The organism is Clostridium pacaense (genome assembly GCF_020709765.2).
GTDB lineage: Bacteria > Bacillota > Clostridia > Lachnospirales > Lachnospiraceae > Enterocloster > Enterocloster hominis.
In genome coordinates, this window is record NZ_JAJFEB020000017.1 from 47,548 (window position 1) to 61,604 (window position 14,057).

Annotated in this window: 16 protein-coding genes and 1 tRNA gene; 15 read left to right on the forward strand and 2 right to left on the reverse strand. The window is 50.3% G+C overall.

Going from position 1 to position 14,057, the window contains the following annotated elements; genetic code table 11:
- The first annotated feature begins 80 nt into the window (after nt 1-80).
- Both LK536_RS51425 and LK536_RS51430 read left to right on the forward strand, forming a co-directional pair.
- Nucleotides 81-1,244: a class I SAM-dependent methyltransferase gene (locus LK536_RS51425; protein ID WP_474913353.1), complete on the forward strand. Its 1,164-nt coding sequence runs from the start codon at nt 81-83 to the stop codon at nt 1,242-1,244.
- 135 nt (nt 1,245-1,379) lie between these two features.
- A complete protein-coding gene (locus LK536_RS51430; protein ID WP_227796780.1) occupies nt 1,380-1,706 on the forward strand; it encodes an MmcQ/YjbR family DNA-binding protein in 327 nt (108 codons plus the stop codon).
- 18 nt (nt 1,707-1,724) lie between these two features.
- Here the strand turns inward: LK536_RS51430 and LK536_RS51435 are convergent, their stop codons facing one another.
- Nucleotides 1,725-2,198 (reverse strand): hypothetical protein, encoded by a 474-nt coding sequence (locus LK536_RS51435; protein ID WP_227796779.1) that lies wholly within the window; start codon nt 2,196-2,198, stop codon nt 1,725-1,727.
- A gap of 165 nt (nt 2,199-2,363) precedes the next feature.
- Between LK536_RS51435 and LK536_RS51440 the strand changes: the two genes are divergently transcribed.
- From LK536_RS51440 to LK536_RS51490, 11 genes are all read left to right on the forward strand, one after another.
- Entirely contained in the window at nt 2,364-2,594 is a 231-nt protein-coding gene (locus LK536_RS51440) for a YdbC family protein (protein ID WP_227796778.1), read from the forward strand.
- Nucleotides 2,591-2,764, forward strand: coding sequence for a hypothetical protein (locus LK536_RS51445; protein ID WP_329602265.1), 174 nt, complete (start codon nt 2,591-2,593; stop codon nt 2,762-2,764). Before LK536_RS51440 ends, LK536_RS51445 begins: the two co-directional genes overlap by 4 nt.
- On the forward strand, nt 2,761-3,111 hold the full coding sequence (locus LK536_RS51450; RefSeq protein ID WP_329602264.1) for an ADP-ribosylglycohydrolase family protein: 351 nt from the start codon (nt 2,761-2,763) through the stop codon (nt 3,109-3,111). The genes LK536_RS51445 and LK536_RS51450 overlap by 4 nt, the downstream gene beginning before the upstream one ends.
- A 75-nt stretch (nt 3,112-3,186) precedes the next feature.
- Nucleotides 3,187-3,259 (forward strand) — tRNA-Ala (locus LK536_RS51455).
- A 188-nt stretch (nt 3,260-3,447) separates the two neighbouring features.
- Entirely contained in the window at nt 3,448-4,443 is a 996-nt protein-coding gene (locus LK536_RS51460; RefSeq protein WP_227796777.1) for an SPL family radical SAM protein, read from the forward strand.
- A 291-nt stretch (nt 4,444-4,734) separates the two neighbouring features.
- The gene (locus LK536_RS51465) at nt 4,735-5,190 is read left to right on the forward strand and encodes a hypothetical protein (RefSeq protein WP_025487058.1); all 456 of its coding nucleotides are present in this window, start codon (nt 4,735-4,737) and stop codon (nt 5,188-5,190) included.
- Nucleotides 5,190-5,549, forward strand: a complete 360-nt coding sequence (locus LK536_RS51470) for a YccF domain-containing protein (protein WP_008716602.1) — start codon at nt 5,190-5,192, stop codon at nt 5,547-5,549. Before LK536_RS51465 ends, LK536_RS51470 begins: the two co-directional genes overlap by 1 nt.
- A 144-nt stretch (nt 5,550-5,693) precedes the next feature.
- Nucleotides 5,694-6,677 (forward strand): LacI family DNA-binding transcriptional regulator, encoded by a 984-nt coding sequence (locus LK536_RS51475; protein ID WP_227796776.1) that lies wholly within the window; start codon nt 5,694-5,696, stop codon nt 6,675-6,677.
- A 183-nt stretch (nt 6,678-6,860) separates the two neighbouring features.
- Complete coding sequence (locus LK536_RS51480) at nt 6,861-8,837, forward strand: sucrose-specific PTS transporter subunit IIBC (RefSeq protein ID WP_227796775.1); 1,977 nt, start codon at nt 6,861-6,863, stop codon at nt 8,835-8,837.
- Between the two features lie 23 nt (nt 8,838-8,860).
- Nucleotides 8,861-10,300 carry a glycoside hydrolase family 32 protein gene (locus LK536_RS51485; protein ID WP_227796774.1) on the forward strand — a complete coding sequence of 480 codons (1,440 nt, stop codon included), beginning with the start codon at nt 8,861-8,863 and terminating at the stop codon, nt 10,298-10,300.
- A gap of 161 nt (nt 10,301-10,461) precedes the next feature.
- Complete coding sequence (locus tag LK536_RS51490) at nt 10,462-11,121, forward strand: hypothetical protein (protein WP_227796773.1); 660 nt, start codon at nt 10,462-10,464, stop codon at nt 11,119-11,121.
- A 127-nt stretch (nt 11,122-11,248) separates the two neighbouring features.
- Here LK536_RS51490 and LK536_RS51495 read toward each other — a convergent pair whose 3' ends face one another.
- Nucleotides 11,249-11,467 (reverse strand): helix-turn-helix domain-containing protein, encoded by a 219-nt coding sequence (locus LK536_RS51495; RefSeq protein ID WP_025487062.1) that lies wholly within the window; start codon nt 11,465-11,467, stop codon nt 11,249-11,251.
- A gap of 386 nt (nt 11,468-11,853) precedes the next feature.
- Here LK536_RS51495 and LK536_RS51500 point away from each other — a divergent pair, with 386 nt between their 5' ends.
- Both LK536_RS51500 and LK536_RS51505 read left to right on the forward strand, forming a co-directional pair.
- A complete protein-coding gene (locus tag LK536_RS51500; RefSeq protein ID WP_168164703.1) occupies nt 11,854-11,997 on the forward strand; it encodes a hypothetical protein in 144 nt (47 codons plus the stop codon).
- Between the two features lie 248 nt (nt 11,998-12,245).
- Entirely contained in the window at nt 12,246-13,865 is a 1,620-nt protein-coding gene (locus LK536_RS51505; RefSeq protein ID WP_025487063.1) for a mannitol dehydrogenase family protein, read from the forward strand.
- Nucleotides 13,866-14,057 lie beyond the last annotated feature (192 nt).

Here is a 14,057-nt window from a genome sequence, read left to right on the forward strand (position 1 = left end):
ATACTGGAAGAAGACATATGCCGGACCAGGCTGCAAAAAGGCAGGAAAATGGGCTGGCGGAGAGGATGTGTGATACCAGTATGTTAGAAGAAAAAGCAATGGTGCATTTTTTGAACCGCTTTACGGATTATCCCTTTCTGGTAAGGTGGGAGGGACATGAGGACCGGATTGGGCATGGCAATCCAATCTTTGCAGTGAATATCAAGGAAAGCATTCCTGTAAAGGAACTGACAGACAGTACTTCCCTGGCCCTTGGGGAAGCGTACATGAAGGGAAGGCTGGACGTGGAGGGGAATCTGTACGAGGCCCTGGACCACTTCCTTGGACAGATGGACCGGTTTTCCGTTAACCAGACCCGGCTGAAAAAGCTGCTTCATCCTTCCAATTCCAGGAAGAACCAGCAGATGGAGGTTTCCTCCCATTATGATATTGGAAATGATTTCTACCGCCTGTGGCTGGATGAAACCATGAATTATTCCTGCGGTTACTTTAAGACGGATAGAGACACCCTTTACGAGGCCCAGGTCAATAAGACGGATTATATATTAAAGAAGCTGGCCCTGGAGAAAGGGATGGACCTTCTGGATGTGGGCTGCGGCTGGGGCTTCCTGTTAATCAGGGCCGCAAAGGAATATGGGGTAAGGGGGACCGGAATCACCCTGAGCCGTGAGCAGTACGAGGGGTTTACAAAGAGGATAGAAGAGGAAGGGCTAAAGGAGCTTGTCAGTGTAAAACTGATGGATTACAGGGACCTGCCGGAATCCGGCATGAAGTTTGACCGTATTGTCAGCGTGGGCATGCTGGAGCATGTGGGCAGGGAGAATTACGGCAGGTTCATGGATTGCATGGATAAGGTGCTGAAACCGCGCGGAGTCTTCCTTTTGCATTATATCAGCAGCCAGAAGGAGCATGCAGGGGACCCATGGATAAAAAAATATATTTTTCCCGGAGGCGTCATCCCCAGCTTAAGGGAAATCATATCCCTGATGGCGGACCATGATTTCCATGTGCTGGACGTGGAAAACCTGAGGAACCATTACAACAGGACATTGCTCTGCTGGGAGAAGAACTTTAAGGAACATGAGGATGAGGTCAGGGAAATGTTTGACGGGGAATTTGTCCGCATGTGGGATCTGTATCTGTGTTCCTGCGCAGCCACCTTCCACAACGGGGTGATTGACCTGCACCAGATCCTGGTGAGCAAGGGCGTGAACAATGAACTGCCCATGGTCCGCTGGTACTGACAGGAAAGCAAAGGCATGCCGCCCGGTATTAAAATCAGGGGCCGGCATGCCTTTCTTATGGAGTTGGATGGCTTTATGGGTAAAAATCTGGTATAATGATAAAACCATGTAAAGAAAAGGGAAGGACGGAATTACATGAAGACAAAACAGGATTTAATTAAATACTGCCTGACCTACAAGGATGTCTACGAGGACTATCCCTTCCGCGACCATGAGTGGGCAGTCATACGCCACCGGAACAATAAAAAGGTCTTTGCCTGGATATACGCCAGGAACCAGGAAGTATGCATTAATCTGAAATGCTCCCCGGAATGGATTGAATTCTGGCGCAAGACATACGAAGGCGTGCGTCCCGGCTATCATCTGAATAAAAAGCATTGGAATACCGTGGTAATGGATGGGACCGTGCCGGATAAGGACGTCAAGCGGATGATAGGGGAAAGCTATGACCTGACAAAGTGAAAAGCGGTAAGCTTCCAATCAGGGCGTGGTAAGACCCGGCTCGAAAAAGTCAAGTGATTTACCCGATTCGCCATCCTCAAGAAGGGCAATGGCCAATACGCCCGGTATTTCCTGGCTTTCTTCCAGGGCTAATAACTCATTAAATTCCGTGCGTGGCGATACATATTTAGGAATGTTCCATTGATAGTAAACGGATATGGGGCTGCCTGGCTGTAAATCAGAAAACGCTATTTCATTTCTGGCTGCATCATACACGGTCAAACCGGAATGATATTTAACTGCATACGTACCATTCCGCCCTTTGGGATTGGTTACCTGGCCTTTTATGGTCAATTGGCTGCCATCATTGGAGACAACCGTTCCTGCCAGCTGGGTTTTGTACCTATCCCCATGCTGGTTCATGAAATACCATCGTGATGCTATTACGGTACATAGGGCTGTGCAGATTACGGCAAATAATAAGACGGGTATGGAAACTCTTTTTTTATCCATGGAATGCTCCTTTCATTCAGGTGTGGTTTATGCGGCGGCGGCGGGGACCGGAAGTCCCCTCTGATAATAATATAACTGATTGGAGTGAAAAGGTATTGAAGATAATGTGAAAGTTTCTTGAAGTTTTTGTTGTTGATGATTTAAGATTTTGGGAGGAGATAGGGAATGAGCGATATTAAATTTGATATAAAAGAAGAATTAGGCGTATTGTCTGAGAACGCCAAAGGATGGCGCAAGGAAGTGAACCTTATCAGCTGGAATGGCGCGGCTCCCAAGTACGATATCCGCGATTGGGCGCCGGACCATGAGAAGATGGGAAAAGGGATCACCTTGTCCGCGGAGGAGGCGGGAAGGCTTAAAGAAGTTTTAAATTCGGTGCAGGAGGCGGGACTTTGAAACAGATTTATGACGGCGTGATTGTCCTGGCGGCAGGTGATGCGTTAGGAGTGCCGGCAGAGTTTAAATCCAGGGCGGAGATTGCAGATGATTCGGTCATCTCCATTAGGGGATATGGGACCCATAGCGCAAGTGTCATGCTGGTACATGGTCGGATGATACCAGCATGACACTTGCGCTATTAGACAGTATAGAGGAGTCTGAAATCAGCAGTTATGACCGGTTAAGGCGGTTGGATGGATTCATGAAGCTGCCGGAAAAAGATATATCCAGCAGCGGGTATGTGGTCCATACGCTGGAGGCGGCTTTATGGTGTCTGCTGAATACAGATACATATGAACAGTGTGTATTAAAGGCAGTGAATTTAGGGGATGATACGGATACGGTGGGGGCCGTGGCCGGAGGCCTGGCCGGGATATATTATGGCGCCCGCGGCATACCGGAAGCATGGCTGGATGTGGTTGCAAGGCGCGGATATATCATGGAACTGTGTGAGAGGGCGCAGGGGAAACTGTAAAAAGCTGTAAAGATTTTTAAAGAGATTAAAAAAATACTTGATTTTTGGGAATATTTATGATATATTTTTCTGGTCGGGGCATTAGCGCAGCTGGGAGCGCGCCACACTGGCAGTGTGGAGGTCACGGGTTCGAATCCCGTATGCTCCATTTTTTATTATCTAAAAATGAATCTTAACAATCATTGATATACAATCTTAATGAATCCATTTACTTCAGCCGGACAGTCTTTTATATATTCCCATATCCCTTTTGAAAAAACCATAAAAGTTTGGCATGATTCCACTGAAAACCGTACAGACTAATCTAAAACCATCCATACGGTGAAAGGCAGGAGCATGAAATTCGACGCGGTATATTATGAACCGGGAATCATGTCCTATCCCCTGGGAGAGAAGCTCAGGGAAGATTTTAGGGACATTACATGGATTCCCATTGAGAGCCACAATTCCATCAAGGAAATGCAGGAAAAGCCCAACTCGGAATTTGGGCATATGAAACGGAACCTAATCATAGGTGTTCGGAAAACGCATAAATATGTGGAGAACCATAAGGTTTCTGATTACCTGGTTCCCTATACGTCTTCAGGCTGTACGGCCATGTGCCTGTATTGCTACCTGGTCTGTAATTATAATAAGTGTGCATATCTGCGGCTTTTTGTGAACAGGGAGCAGATGCTGGACCGTATCATAAAGAAGGGCAGGGAGGGCGGGAATCCGCTGACATTCGAGATTGGGAGCAACAGCGACCTGGTGCTGGAGAATACAATTACGGATAACCTGCTTTATACCATACCAAGATTTGCGGCAGAGGGAGAGGGAAAGCTTACATTTCCAACCAAGTTCCATATGGTGGGGCCGTTACTGGACCTGGAACACAGGGGGAAGGTGATTTTCCGCATGAGCGTCAATCCCCAGGCCATCATCAGCAGGATTGAGCTGGGGACCTCCAGCCTGAAACAGAGGATCCAGGCAGTCAATCAGATGTGTGATGCCGGTTATCCATGCGGGCTTCTTATTGCCCCGGTCATCCTGATGGAAGGGTGGAGGGAGATGTATACCGGCCTTTTGGAGGAACTGGAAGCCGGACTTAGCCGGAAGATGAAGGGACAGATGTTCCTGGAGGTCATCCTGATGACCTATTCCTATGTCCACCGGGCAATCAACAGTGAGGCATTTCCGGCTGCGCCGGACCTTTATGACAAGGAGCAGATGACGGGACGGGGGAGGGGAAGGTACTGTTACAGGGCGGATTCCAGGGAGGAAGCCGAGACTTTCCTGCGGTCTGGGATTAAACGGATACTGGGAGATGTGCCCGTGCTTTATATCAGCTGAAACGAAAGAAATCTTAATATAATCTTTAGCAATTCTTATTTGACATGGAATCAGGGCGGTGATATAATACATTCCAATAAAAGGGAGTAGCGAACCACCATCGGTGGATTTTAAATCGTCTTCTTGGTGCTTTTTAACAAGCACCCGTATAAAATGAAATGTGCAAGACTTTTATTGTGGCAGATTGCCGACCACGATAGAAGTCTTTTTAAATATCGCAGCCGGTCCCCATTCATCTGCCGCGCACATGCTTTAACCATATGAGTGTCAGATGACAGAAAGGAGATTGTTATGGAGAAAAAGGACATGAGGAAAGAAATTGCAGAGGCTGTCACGGCGGCGGACAGGGCGCTGCAGAGCCTGGAGGAGGCAGCGGGATATCTGTCCAAAGCAGCCGGATGGGGCGTATGGGATCTGCTTGGCGGCGGTATGTTGGGTACCTTCATGAAGCATTCCAGGATGGATGATGCAAGCCATGCCATGGAAACAGCCAAGTCACACCTGAGGAGGCTGAAACGGGAACTTCTGGATGTGGAGCTTCCGGGCGAGTTCAAGCTGGATGTGGGGGATTTCCTCACATTTGCGGACTACTTTTTTGACGGCATCATAGCCGACTGGATGGTACAGACCAGGATTAAGGATGCAGAGGCACAGGTGGAGGAGGCAAAGCAGCGTGTGATGCGTATCCGCAGCCGTCTGTATGAATTAAGGGCGGAATTGCCGCCGGAAGAAGGAGGGACTGTGTAATGGGTTGTCTTGGGAATGTTTTATGGTTTATATTCGGAGGCTGCATCAGCGGGCTTAGCTGGCTCCTGACAGGCTGTCTGTGGTGTATCACGATCATCGGGATTCCGGTGGGTCTGCAGTGCTTCAAATTTGCAAGCCTGAGCTTTTTTCCCTTTGGGAAAGAGGTTGTGTATGGCGGCGGCGCGGGTTCCCTGCTGCTGAATATCATCTGGCTTGTTGTCTCGGGCCTGCCCCTTGCCATTGAATCAGCCATCATCGGCGCACTGCTCTGCATGACGGTCGTGGGCATCCCCTTCGGGCTGCAGCAGTTCAAACTGGCAAAGCTGGCGCTGATGCCCTTTGGCAGTGAGATAAGATAGGGCGGTCCGGCAGCACGTCATGACCGGCAAAAAAGGCGGGACATACAGAAGGATTTCTGCTATACTAGAACAAAAGCAGGAACCGGGCAAATGCGGCCATATCTGCCCGGTTCCCTATATGATATCAGGAAGAAGGATGTGTATATGCCCAGAAACATTACGATGGATGATATTGCCGCCATGGCGGGCGTTACCAAGAGCACGGTGTCCAGGTATTTTAACGGGGGAAGCGTTAAGGAATCCACAAAGCAGAGGATTCAGGAGATTACCAGGGAGTATAACTACCAGCCCAATGCATTTGCAAGGCTGAAGGCAAGGGAGAGCAACGTGGTCGGAGTGGTCCTCCCTACCCTGAATTCCAAGATTACCAGCCGGGTGGTCACCAGTATCGGGCGCTATCTGCGGGAGCAGGGGTATGAGGCCATTATCAAGGATTCGGACCACAGCATTGATTTGGAACTTAAGAATATACAGAGGCTGATTACCTTGAAGGTGGACGGAATCCTGCTGAGCGCCATCAATATCACGGATGAACACAGGGAACTCATCAGGAACAGTCCGGTTCCCGTGGTGGTGCTTGCCCAGGATTATGACGAAGGGATATGCGTCGTATATGATGATTACGGGGCGGGAAAGGCCATGGGGGCCTGCATTGGCAGGAGTCATCCTGACAGGGTCGGGTACATGGGGGTGGATGAATCCGACGAGGCGGTGGGTATTGCCAGGAAAAGAGGAGTGGTTGACGGGCTGAGGGAATGCGGCGTGGACTGCATCAGGGAGGTGTCCGGGGATTACAGCTATGAAAGCGGGATCGGCATGGCCAGGGAGCTGCTGGACCAGGGACCGCTGGATGCCCTCATATGTGCCACGGACCGTCTGGCCTTTGGGGCGTACCGGGTATTGGAAGGGCATGGGCTTAGGATCCCGGAGGACGTGTCAGTGGCGGGCTTTGGCGGTTATGATGAAAGCACCCTCCTGAAACCGGAACTGACAACCCTTAAATTCGATTCCTATGGTCTGGGGTATCTGGGGGCAGAGACCCTGCTTAAGATGATAAGGGAGGAACCGGTGCCGAAAAAACAGATTGTGGGTTACCGGATGATTGAGGGAAAGAGTGTAAGAAAATAGGAAAATAAGAATAGTGGCTGCGGTTTTCTTGTGTTTTTGTGAAAAATGCATAAAAAATCGCAGTATTTTTTTACGTTCAAAAAGAGGAACCGGTGCCATAAAGTATTGACATAAATGGGTAAAAGTATTAATATTTAGTTATGGAACCGATGCCAAAAAACAGGAGAAGAAAGAGGTAAGGTTATGGATTATGCAAAAACCGCAAGTCTGGTAATCAAGTATGTTGGTGGAAAAAGCAATATTAAATCAGTGGCCCATTGTGCGACAAGGCTGCGCTTTCAGCTGAAGGACAACGAACTGCGCGATGAGGAGGCAATCAGTGACCTGGAAGGGGTGAAGGGGGTATTTTTAACACAGTCCCAGTTCCAGATCATCTTTGGCTCAGGTACCGTGAACCTGGTCTGCGCCGAAGTACAGAAGCAGCTGGGTAATATGGAGGAGGGACCGGAGGATAAGGAGGCCGGGGAGGAAAAAGGCAACCCGATCCAGCGGTTCATTAAGATGCTCAGCGACATTTTCGTGCCAATCATCCCGGCCATTGTTGCAGGCGGTCTGCTGATGGGACTTAATAACCTGCTTACCTCGCCCCTGTTTAATGGGCAGGCCGTCATTGAACTGTTTCCCCAGTGGCAGGGCCTGGCAACGGCCGTGAATACCTTTGCCAATGCGCCGTTTACATTCCTGCCCGTGCTCATTGGATTCAGCGCCACGAAGAAATTCGGGGGCAATCCGTTCCTGGGCGCGGCCATGGGCATGATAATGGTCCATCCGGATTTGCTGAATGCATATCAGATCGGTATTGCAGACCCGCCAATGTGGAATATTTTCGGATTCCAGATTGCAGCCATTGGTTATCAGGGAACCGTGCTTCCGGTACTGGCCGTGTCATGGATCCTTGCCAATATTGAGAAGAGGCTTCGCAGGATCACGCCGTCCTGGCTGGATAACCTGACCACGCCCCTGCTGTCCATCCTTGTGACATCCTTCCTCACCTTCATATTTGTAGGCCCTGTTTTAAGGGAGGCGGGAAACCTTCTGGCGGCAGGCATTACATGGCTTTATAATACCCTTGGGCCGGTGGGGGGCGCGCTGTTCGGTTTTGCGTATGCGCCTATTACCATGACCGGTATGCATCACAGCTTCATTGCAATTGAGACACAGCTCCTGGCTGACAGCGCCCATACAGGAGGCAGCTTCATCTTTTCCACTGCAAGCATGAATAATGTGGCCCAGGGAGCAGCTGTCCTGGCCGTGCTTCTGATGACAAAGAACGACAAGATTAAATCCATCTGTTCCGCTTCCGGTATATCCGCGCTTCTTGGGATTACCGAACCAGCCATGTTTGGCGTCACACTTAAATTAAAATATCCATTCTACGCAGCCATGACAGGTTCCGCGGTGGGAAGCGCATACCTGGCGGGAACCAGGACCCTGGCCCAGGCATTGGGGGCAGCGGGGCTTCCGGGATTCATTTCCATGAAACCTGACCATTACCTGAACTTTGCAATCGGCATCCTGCTTTCCATGGGCGTGTCCTTTATACTGACCATTGTGTTCTGGAAGAGGTTCGGGCTGGAGAAACCAGAGGGACAAAAAGCAGTGAAGGCAGAAACAGCGGTGAAGGCAGAAGTAAAAAGAGCAGAGGGCATAGAAACAGCGGAAGATGTGGAAAGCGCGGGAGGTGCGGAACATACGGGAGATGCAGAAACCACCACTATCCTGTATTCTCCCATGAAGGGCGAAATCCTTCCCGTGGACCAGTCCATGGATGAGGTATTTGCTTCCAGGGCATTGGGCGATGGAATCGCACTGAATCCTGAGGACGGAATGGTTCATGCGCCCTGCGATGGGACCATAAGCCTTCTGTTCCCCACAAAACACGCGGTGGGGCTTACATCCGATACGGGAGTTGAGGTGCTGATCCATATCGGTATCAATACCGTGCAGCTGGACGGAGCCGGATTTGAGGCATATGTGGCCCAGGGAGATAAAGTAAAGCGCGGGGATAAGCTGATTCTGGCTGATTTAAAGCTGATAAAAGAAAATGGCCTGAATCCCCAGACCATGATGATCCTGCCGGAGGGCGGGGGACTGAAGACAGAGGTATATCCTTTGGCCGGGGCGGATGCAGGGACCAGGGCAATGGCGGTGCGCAGATAAAATAAGACATCAGGAGGACGCAGGTGGAAAAGTATCGTAAGGTATTCAGGAAAGATTATGAGAAATGGTATCAGGAGAATCAGGAATACAGGGAACGGGTGGCGTCCGACCCAAGACGGCTGAGATTCCATCTGATGCCGGAAACGGGCTGGCTTAATGACCCCAACGGCCTGTGCCAGATGGACGGGCTGTACCATATCTATTATCAATATACGCCCTTTGAGCCTACGGGCGGGATTAAACTGTGGGGGCATTATACCACAACGGATTTTGTCCGTTATACCAACGAGGAACCTGTCCTGTTCCCGGATACGGATTTGGACGCCCATGGCGTGTATTCAGGCTCCGCTTTTGTGGAGGACGGTACCATCCACTATTTCTATACAGGCAATGTGAAACGGTTTGACCGGGATGATTATGACTATATTATGGATGGCAGGGAAAGCAATACAATCAGCTTTGACAGCAGGGACGGCTTCCGGTTCACTGAAAAGAAATTATTGCTGGGCAATGAGGATTATCCCGGGGATATGAGCTGCCATATACGGGACCCGAAGATATTTAAGAGGGGACGGATGTATTATATGGCGCTGGGAGCCAGGGATGCACATGGTAAGGGTCTGGTGCTGTTATATGAGTCCCCGGATTTAAGGTCCTGGAAATATCATGGCCGGATTACCACCAAGGAAACATTTGGATATATGTGGGAGTGCCCGGACCTGTTCGAGCTGGACGGCCAGTTGTGCCTCATCTGCTGTCCCCAGGGGGTTGAACCCAGCGGCGTGGATTACTGGAATGTACATCAGTGCACGGTCATGGGCCTGGATGATGATATATGCCGGAATATCCCTCTGGATGCCGCTGCCATGGTTGACCGGGGATTCGATTTCTATGCGCCCCAAAGCTTTTTGGATGAAAGCGGCAGACGTATACTCATTGGCTGGATGGGAATCCCGGATGCGGATTATACAAACCCGACCACGCAGGCCGGATGGCAGCATGCATTGACCATTCCGCGTGTCCTGCATTGGAAAGAAGGACGCCTTGTCCAGGAGCCGGTCCGGGAACTGCAGCAGATGCGCTGCAATGAGAGGACATTTGCCCTGGGACAGTTGAATGCGGCCGGGGAGGATGGGATTGTGTTCGAGGGCTGCTTCCGTTTTGAATCCTGCGGACACATGCGCCTGACACTCCGCCAGGGGGTTACCCTGACGTATGAGGACGGCCTTCTGACCCTGGATATGGGAAATGCAGGCTCCGGCAGGACAAAACGTTGTGTCCGTCTTGAGGAACTGCGGGAACTGCAGATATTCTCTGATACGTCTTCGCTGGAGATATTTGTAAATCAAGGCAGGGAAGTCTTTACCACCAGGGTATACGGCCTTGAGGGCAAGATTCGGCTGGAGGGGGAATGTACAGGGACGGCGGTACTATATGACCTGTCGGGTTTTATATATCAGTAGAATATATCGGAAGATATGAATGACAGACACCCCTGAAAGAATTCAATCGGTCATCCGCTTTTATTTGACACCGGAAAGTACAGGCATTAAACTGGTACTGTATGGACTGCATTTACAAAAAACATATGGCTGCGGTGCATCATACGGAAGGAGGAGAACGGATGAAATCTTGGATAAGGTCAGCCCTGGCGCCGGCGGTGCTGCCGGTGGCACTGTCAGCTGCCATGCTGGTTACGGCCTGCGGACCAGGCAGCGGTGCGGCAAAGGACAGTACGGCCGTGACATCTGCCCGGACAGAAGCAGAAAGTACGGATGGGTATCACGGCGCGGCGGCTGATGACGGGGAGGATGGAACGGATGGAACGGATGGGACGGATGGAACGGCAGAATCCCATGAGGATTTAGAGGAATCTGAGGCAGGGAAAGAGGACGGGATAATAATAGGACTTCCGCAAAATGAAAACTGGTGCATGGACCCGGTCTACAGTACGGAGGAAGGAACTGTGGAGCAGGTCATGTTCCATGACGGGATAACGGATTCAGACGCCATACTACGCGCATCCAGGGAAGAGGACGGGGATCCGTCCGTATTCTACTATATGTTTGATGACAGCAGGAAAGGGACATGGACAGCCAAGTCGGAGGATGGGACTGAAATTATCATCACGGTGGAGGTTACAATAGAAAATTCCGATATACCCGGTGTGCTTGCCACATGGGGGTACAATGGGACGCTGTTTGCGCTGTGGGAAGATGACGCGGTGTCTGCAGTGGATTCGGTGGCAAAACTGGCTGTGGAGATAGCAGGGAGAAGCAGATAGGATAGTATACAGATTAAAAGGCGGAGTTGTCTGACGGGTAGCATCCCAAACAAGGCAGCCCGCCTTTTTCCCGTCAATGGGCTGTTTTGGACGTGATTCCCCATGGAATACTGAAGTGGGCGCGGGATTACAGCGCCTGATCTGTTTCGGAACGTCTGTAGGTGATGATGTCATCAATATCACAGTTCAGTATCCGGCAGAGGTCATTGATGGTGGTGGTGCTCAGAGGTTTATTCTTGCGCAGGCGGTCAATGGTGGAACTTGACAGGTTATGATTATAAATCAGAGTATAGGTAGATTCCTCAGACTGTTTTAGGGTGTTCCAAAAAGGTTCGTATGTAATCACGGTGTTTCCTCTTTTCTTGTGATATAAGTATTTAAAGTTTAACTTAAAACCAGGCTCCCGTATTGAAACAACGCAGAATTTACCGTTCAAAATGGTGAAAATTTTCACAGGGATATTTCCTTGAGGGGATAAAAACAGCGTTTTCAGGCCATGGCCTGATCTTGCAGGTCAAACATCTATTTAAAGAACGAAGGATTGATTCCTATTCCCCTTTATATTAAAAAAATATATGTATTTTCCAGTGTTTTAAGGAAAAAGTAAGACAGTGTAAGAGGAATAGGACTTGCTTTTTTTGAAAAAGTTTGTATAATAAGATAACGGACTTAGACTAAGCAGCAAAAAGGTGAAGTATATGCTTATGAATCGAATCCAGGAGGCGGAGTAAGATGAAGATCAGGAAGGTACTGGGCAGTTTTGCATGGGTCCTGCTTGCAGCGCTGCTGATTATGGTTAATGCCACAGCAGCCAGTTCGGACGGTATGTTTAACCAGAAAGAAAATACCAATGTATCAACTTCGATGATTCAGTAAAAGTAAGGCAAGGCAATATAACAGGAAAAGACCGGGCGGCCAGGTCTTTTTTTGTTACCTCCTTCCATGGTATGCTCCTGGGTCCCACCCTATATTTCCTGGCGGGAATGGTACCGCAAGTTTTGCAATATAGTCGGCAAAAAGGGACATGGCTTATTCCTTTTCAGGGTGATAAGATAAAACCATGAGTTTCAGGAACGCGCAAATAACAATATTGGTCAGTATCATTCATTCAGGAGGGAAAGGCTATGCATTTATTAGACAGTGAACTGAAGGACAGGGAGCAGTGGGAAAAGGCAGGAATCAGGCTGCCTGGATTTGACAGGGATGCCATGAAGGAAGCCACGAAGGAATGCCCCCGGTGGGTACATTTCGGTGCGGGCAATATCTTCCGCGCATTTCCGGCGGCGCTTCAGCAGAAGCTTTTAGATGAGGGCGTGGAGAAAACCGGGATCATCGTGGCAGAGGGCTATGATTATGAAATCATTAAGAAGGCATACAGACCCCAGGATGATTTAAGCCTGCTTGTAACCCTGAAAGCCAACGGGACCATTGAGAAAACAGTAATCGGCAGCCTTGCGGAGTCGCTGGCCGTGGACCGTCAGGATGAGGCTGACTGGAACCGCCTGAAGGATATTTTCGCAAGCAGCACCCTTCAGATGGCCAGCTTCACCATCACGGAAAAGGGATACGGCATCACATCCCCCGATGGCTCTTACCGTCAGGATGTAGCTGGGGATTTTGAGGCTGGCCCGGATATGGCGGACAGCTATATCGGAAAACTGGTATCCCTGTGCCACTGGAGATATACCCATGGTGCAGCGCCTCTGGCCCTGGTAAGCATGGATAACTGCTCACACAACGGCGATAAGCTGTTTGCGGCAGTGGATGCCTATGCAAAAGCCTGGACGGAAAACGGAAAGGCGGCCCGGGGATTCCTGGAGTACATTGAGGATCCTGCCCGTGTGTCCTTCCCATGGAGCATGATAGATAAAATCACCCCACGCCCGGATGACAGTGTTAAGGAAATGCTGGAAGCTGCAGGTTTTACCGACACAGAAAGCATTGTCACAAGCAGGAATACTTACGTGGCGCCCTTTGTCAACGCGGAAGAGGCGGAGTACCTGGTGATTGAGGACGCGTTCCCCAATGGACGCCCGGCCCTGGAACAGGCAGGCGTCATGTTCACGACCAGGGATACGGTGGAGAAAGTGGAGCGCATGAAGGTCTGCACCTGCCTGAACCCCCTTCACACAACGCTGGCAGTGTATGGATGCCTGTTGGGATACACGAAGATCAGCGAAGAGATGAAGGACGGGGACCTGGTTAAACTGGTGGAGCTGATTGGCTATAAGGAAGGTCTGCCGGTAGTGACCGATCCGGGCATCCTGTCACCCAGGAAATTCATTGACGAGGTGCTTAAAATCCGTGTCCCCAATCCATTCATGCCGGATACGCCGCAGAGGATTGCATGCGATACATCCCAGAAGCTGTCCATCCGCTTCGGGGAAACCATTAAGGAGTATCTTGCAAGACCGGAACTGGATGTCAGGTCCCTTAAGTTCATTCCCATGGTGCAGGCTGGATGGTGCCGTTATCTTCTGGGCGTGGATGATGAAGGCAATTCATTTACAGTCAGCCCTGACCCGATGTACGGGGAGCTGGCAGAAAAACTGAAGGGCGTCAAAGTAGGGGAACCCTGCGATGTCCATGCCGTTCTCCAGCCGATTTTGAGCAACGCCGCCATATTTGGCGTGGATCTGTATGAAGCAGGGCTGGGCGGATATACTGAGGATATCTTTGCTGAACTGATTGCGGGGAAGGGCGCTGTCAGGAAGGCGCTTAGGAAACATCTGCAGGAAGCGTGATGGCGGACTGCGCGGGGCCGCGTCTGCGAAGCGGGCCAGGACGGACGGCGGGGCCGGGACCCTGGGCTTTGCAGGGATAGCTTCTAAGGCCTGACAATATAAAAGACGGGGATGTTTCTGGTTTTGACGGCAGAATCCACCCCGTCTTTTATGCTACCAGAACCTGGGGAACTATTTAGTATTTTACAGAAA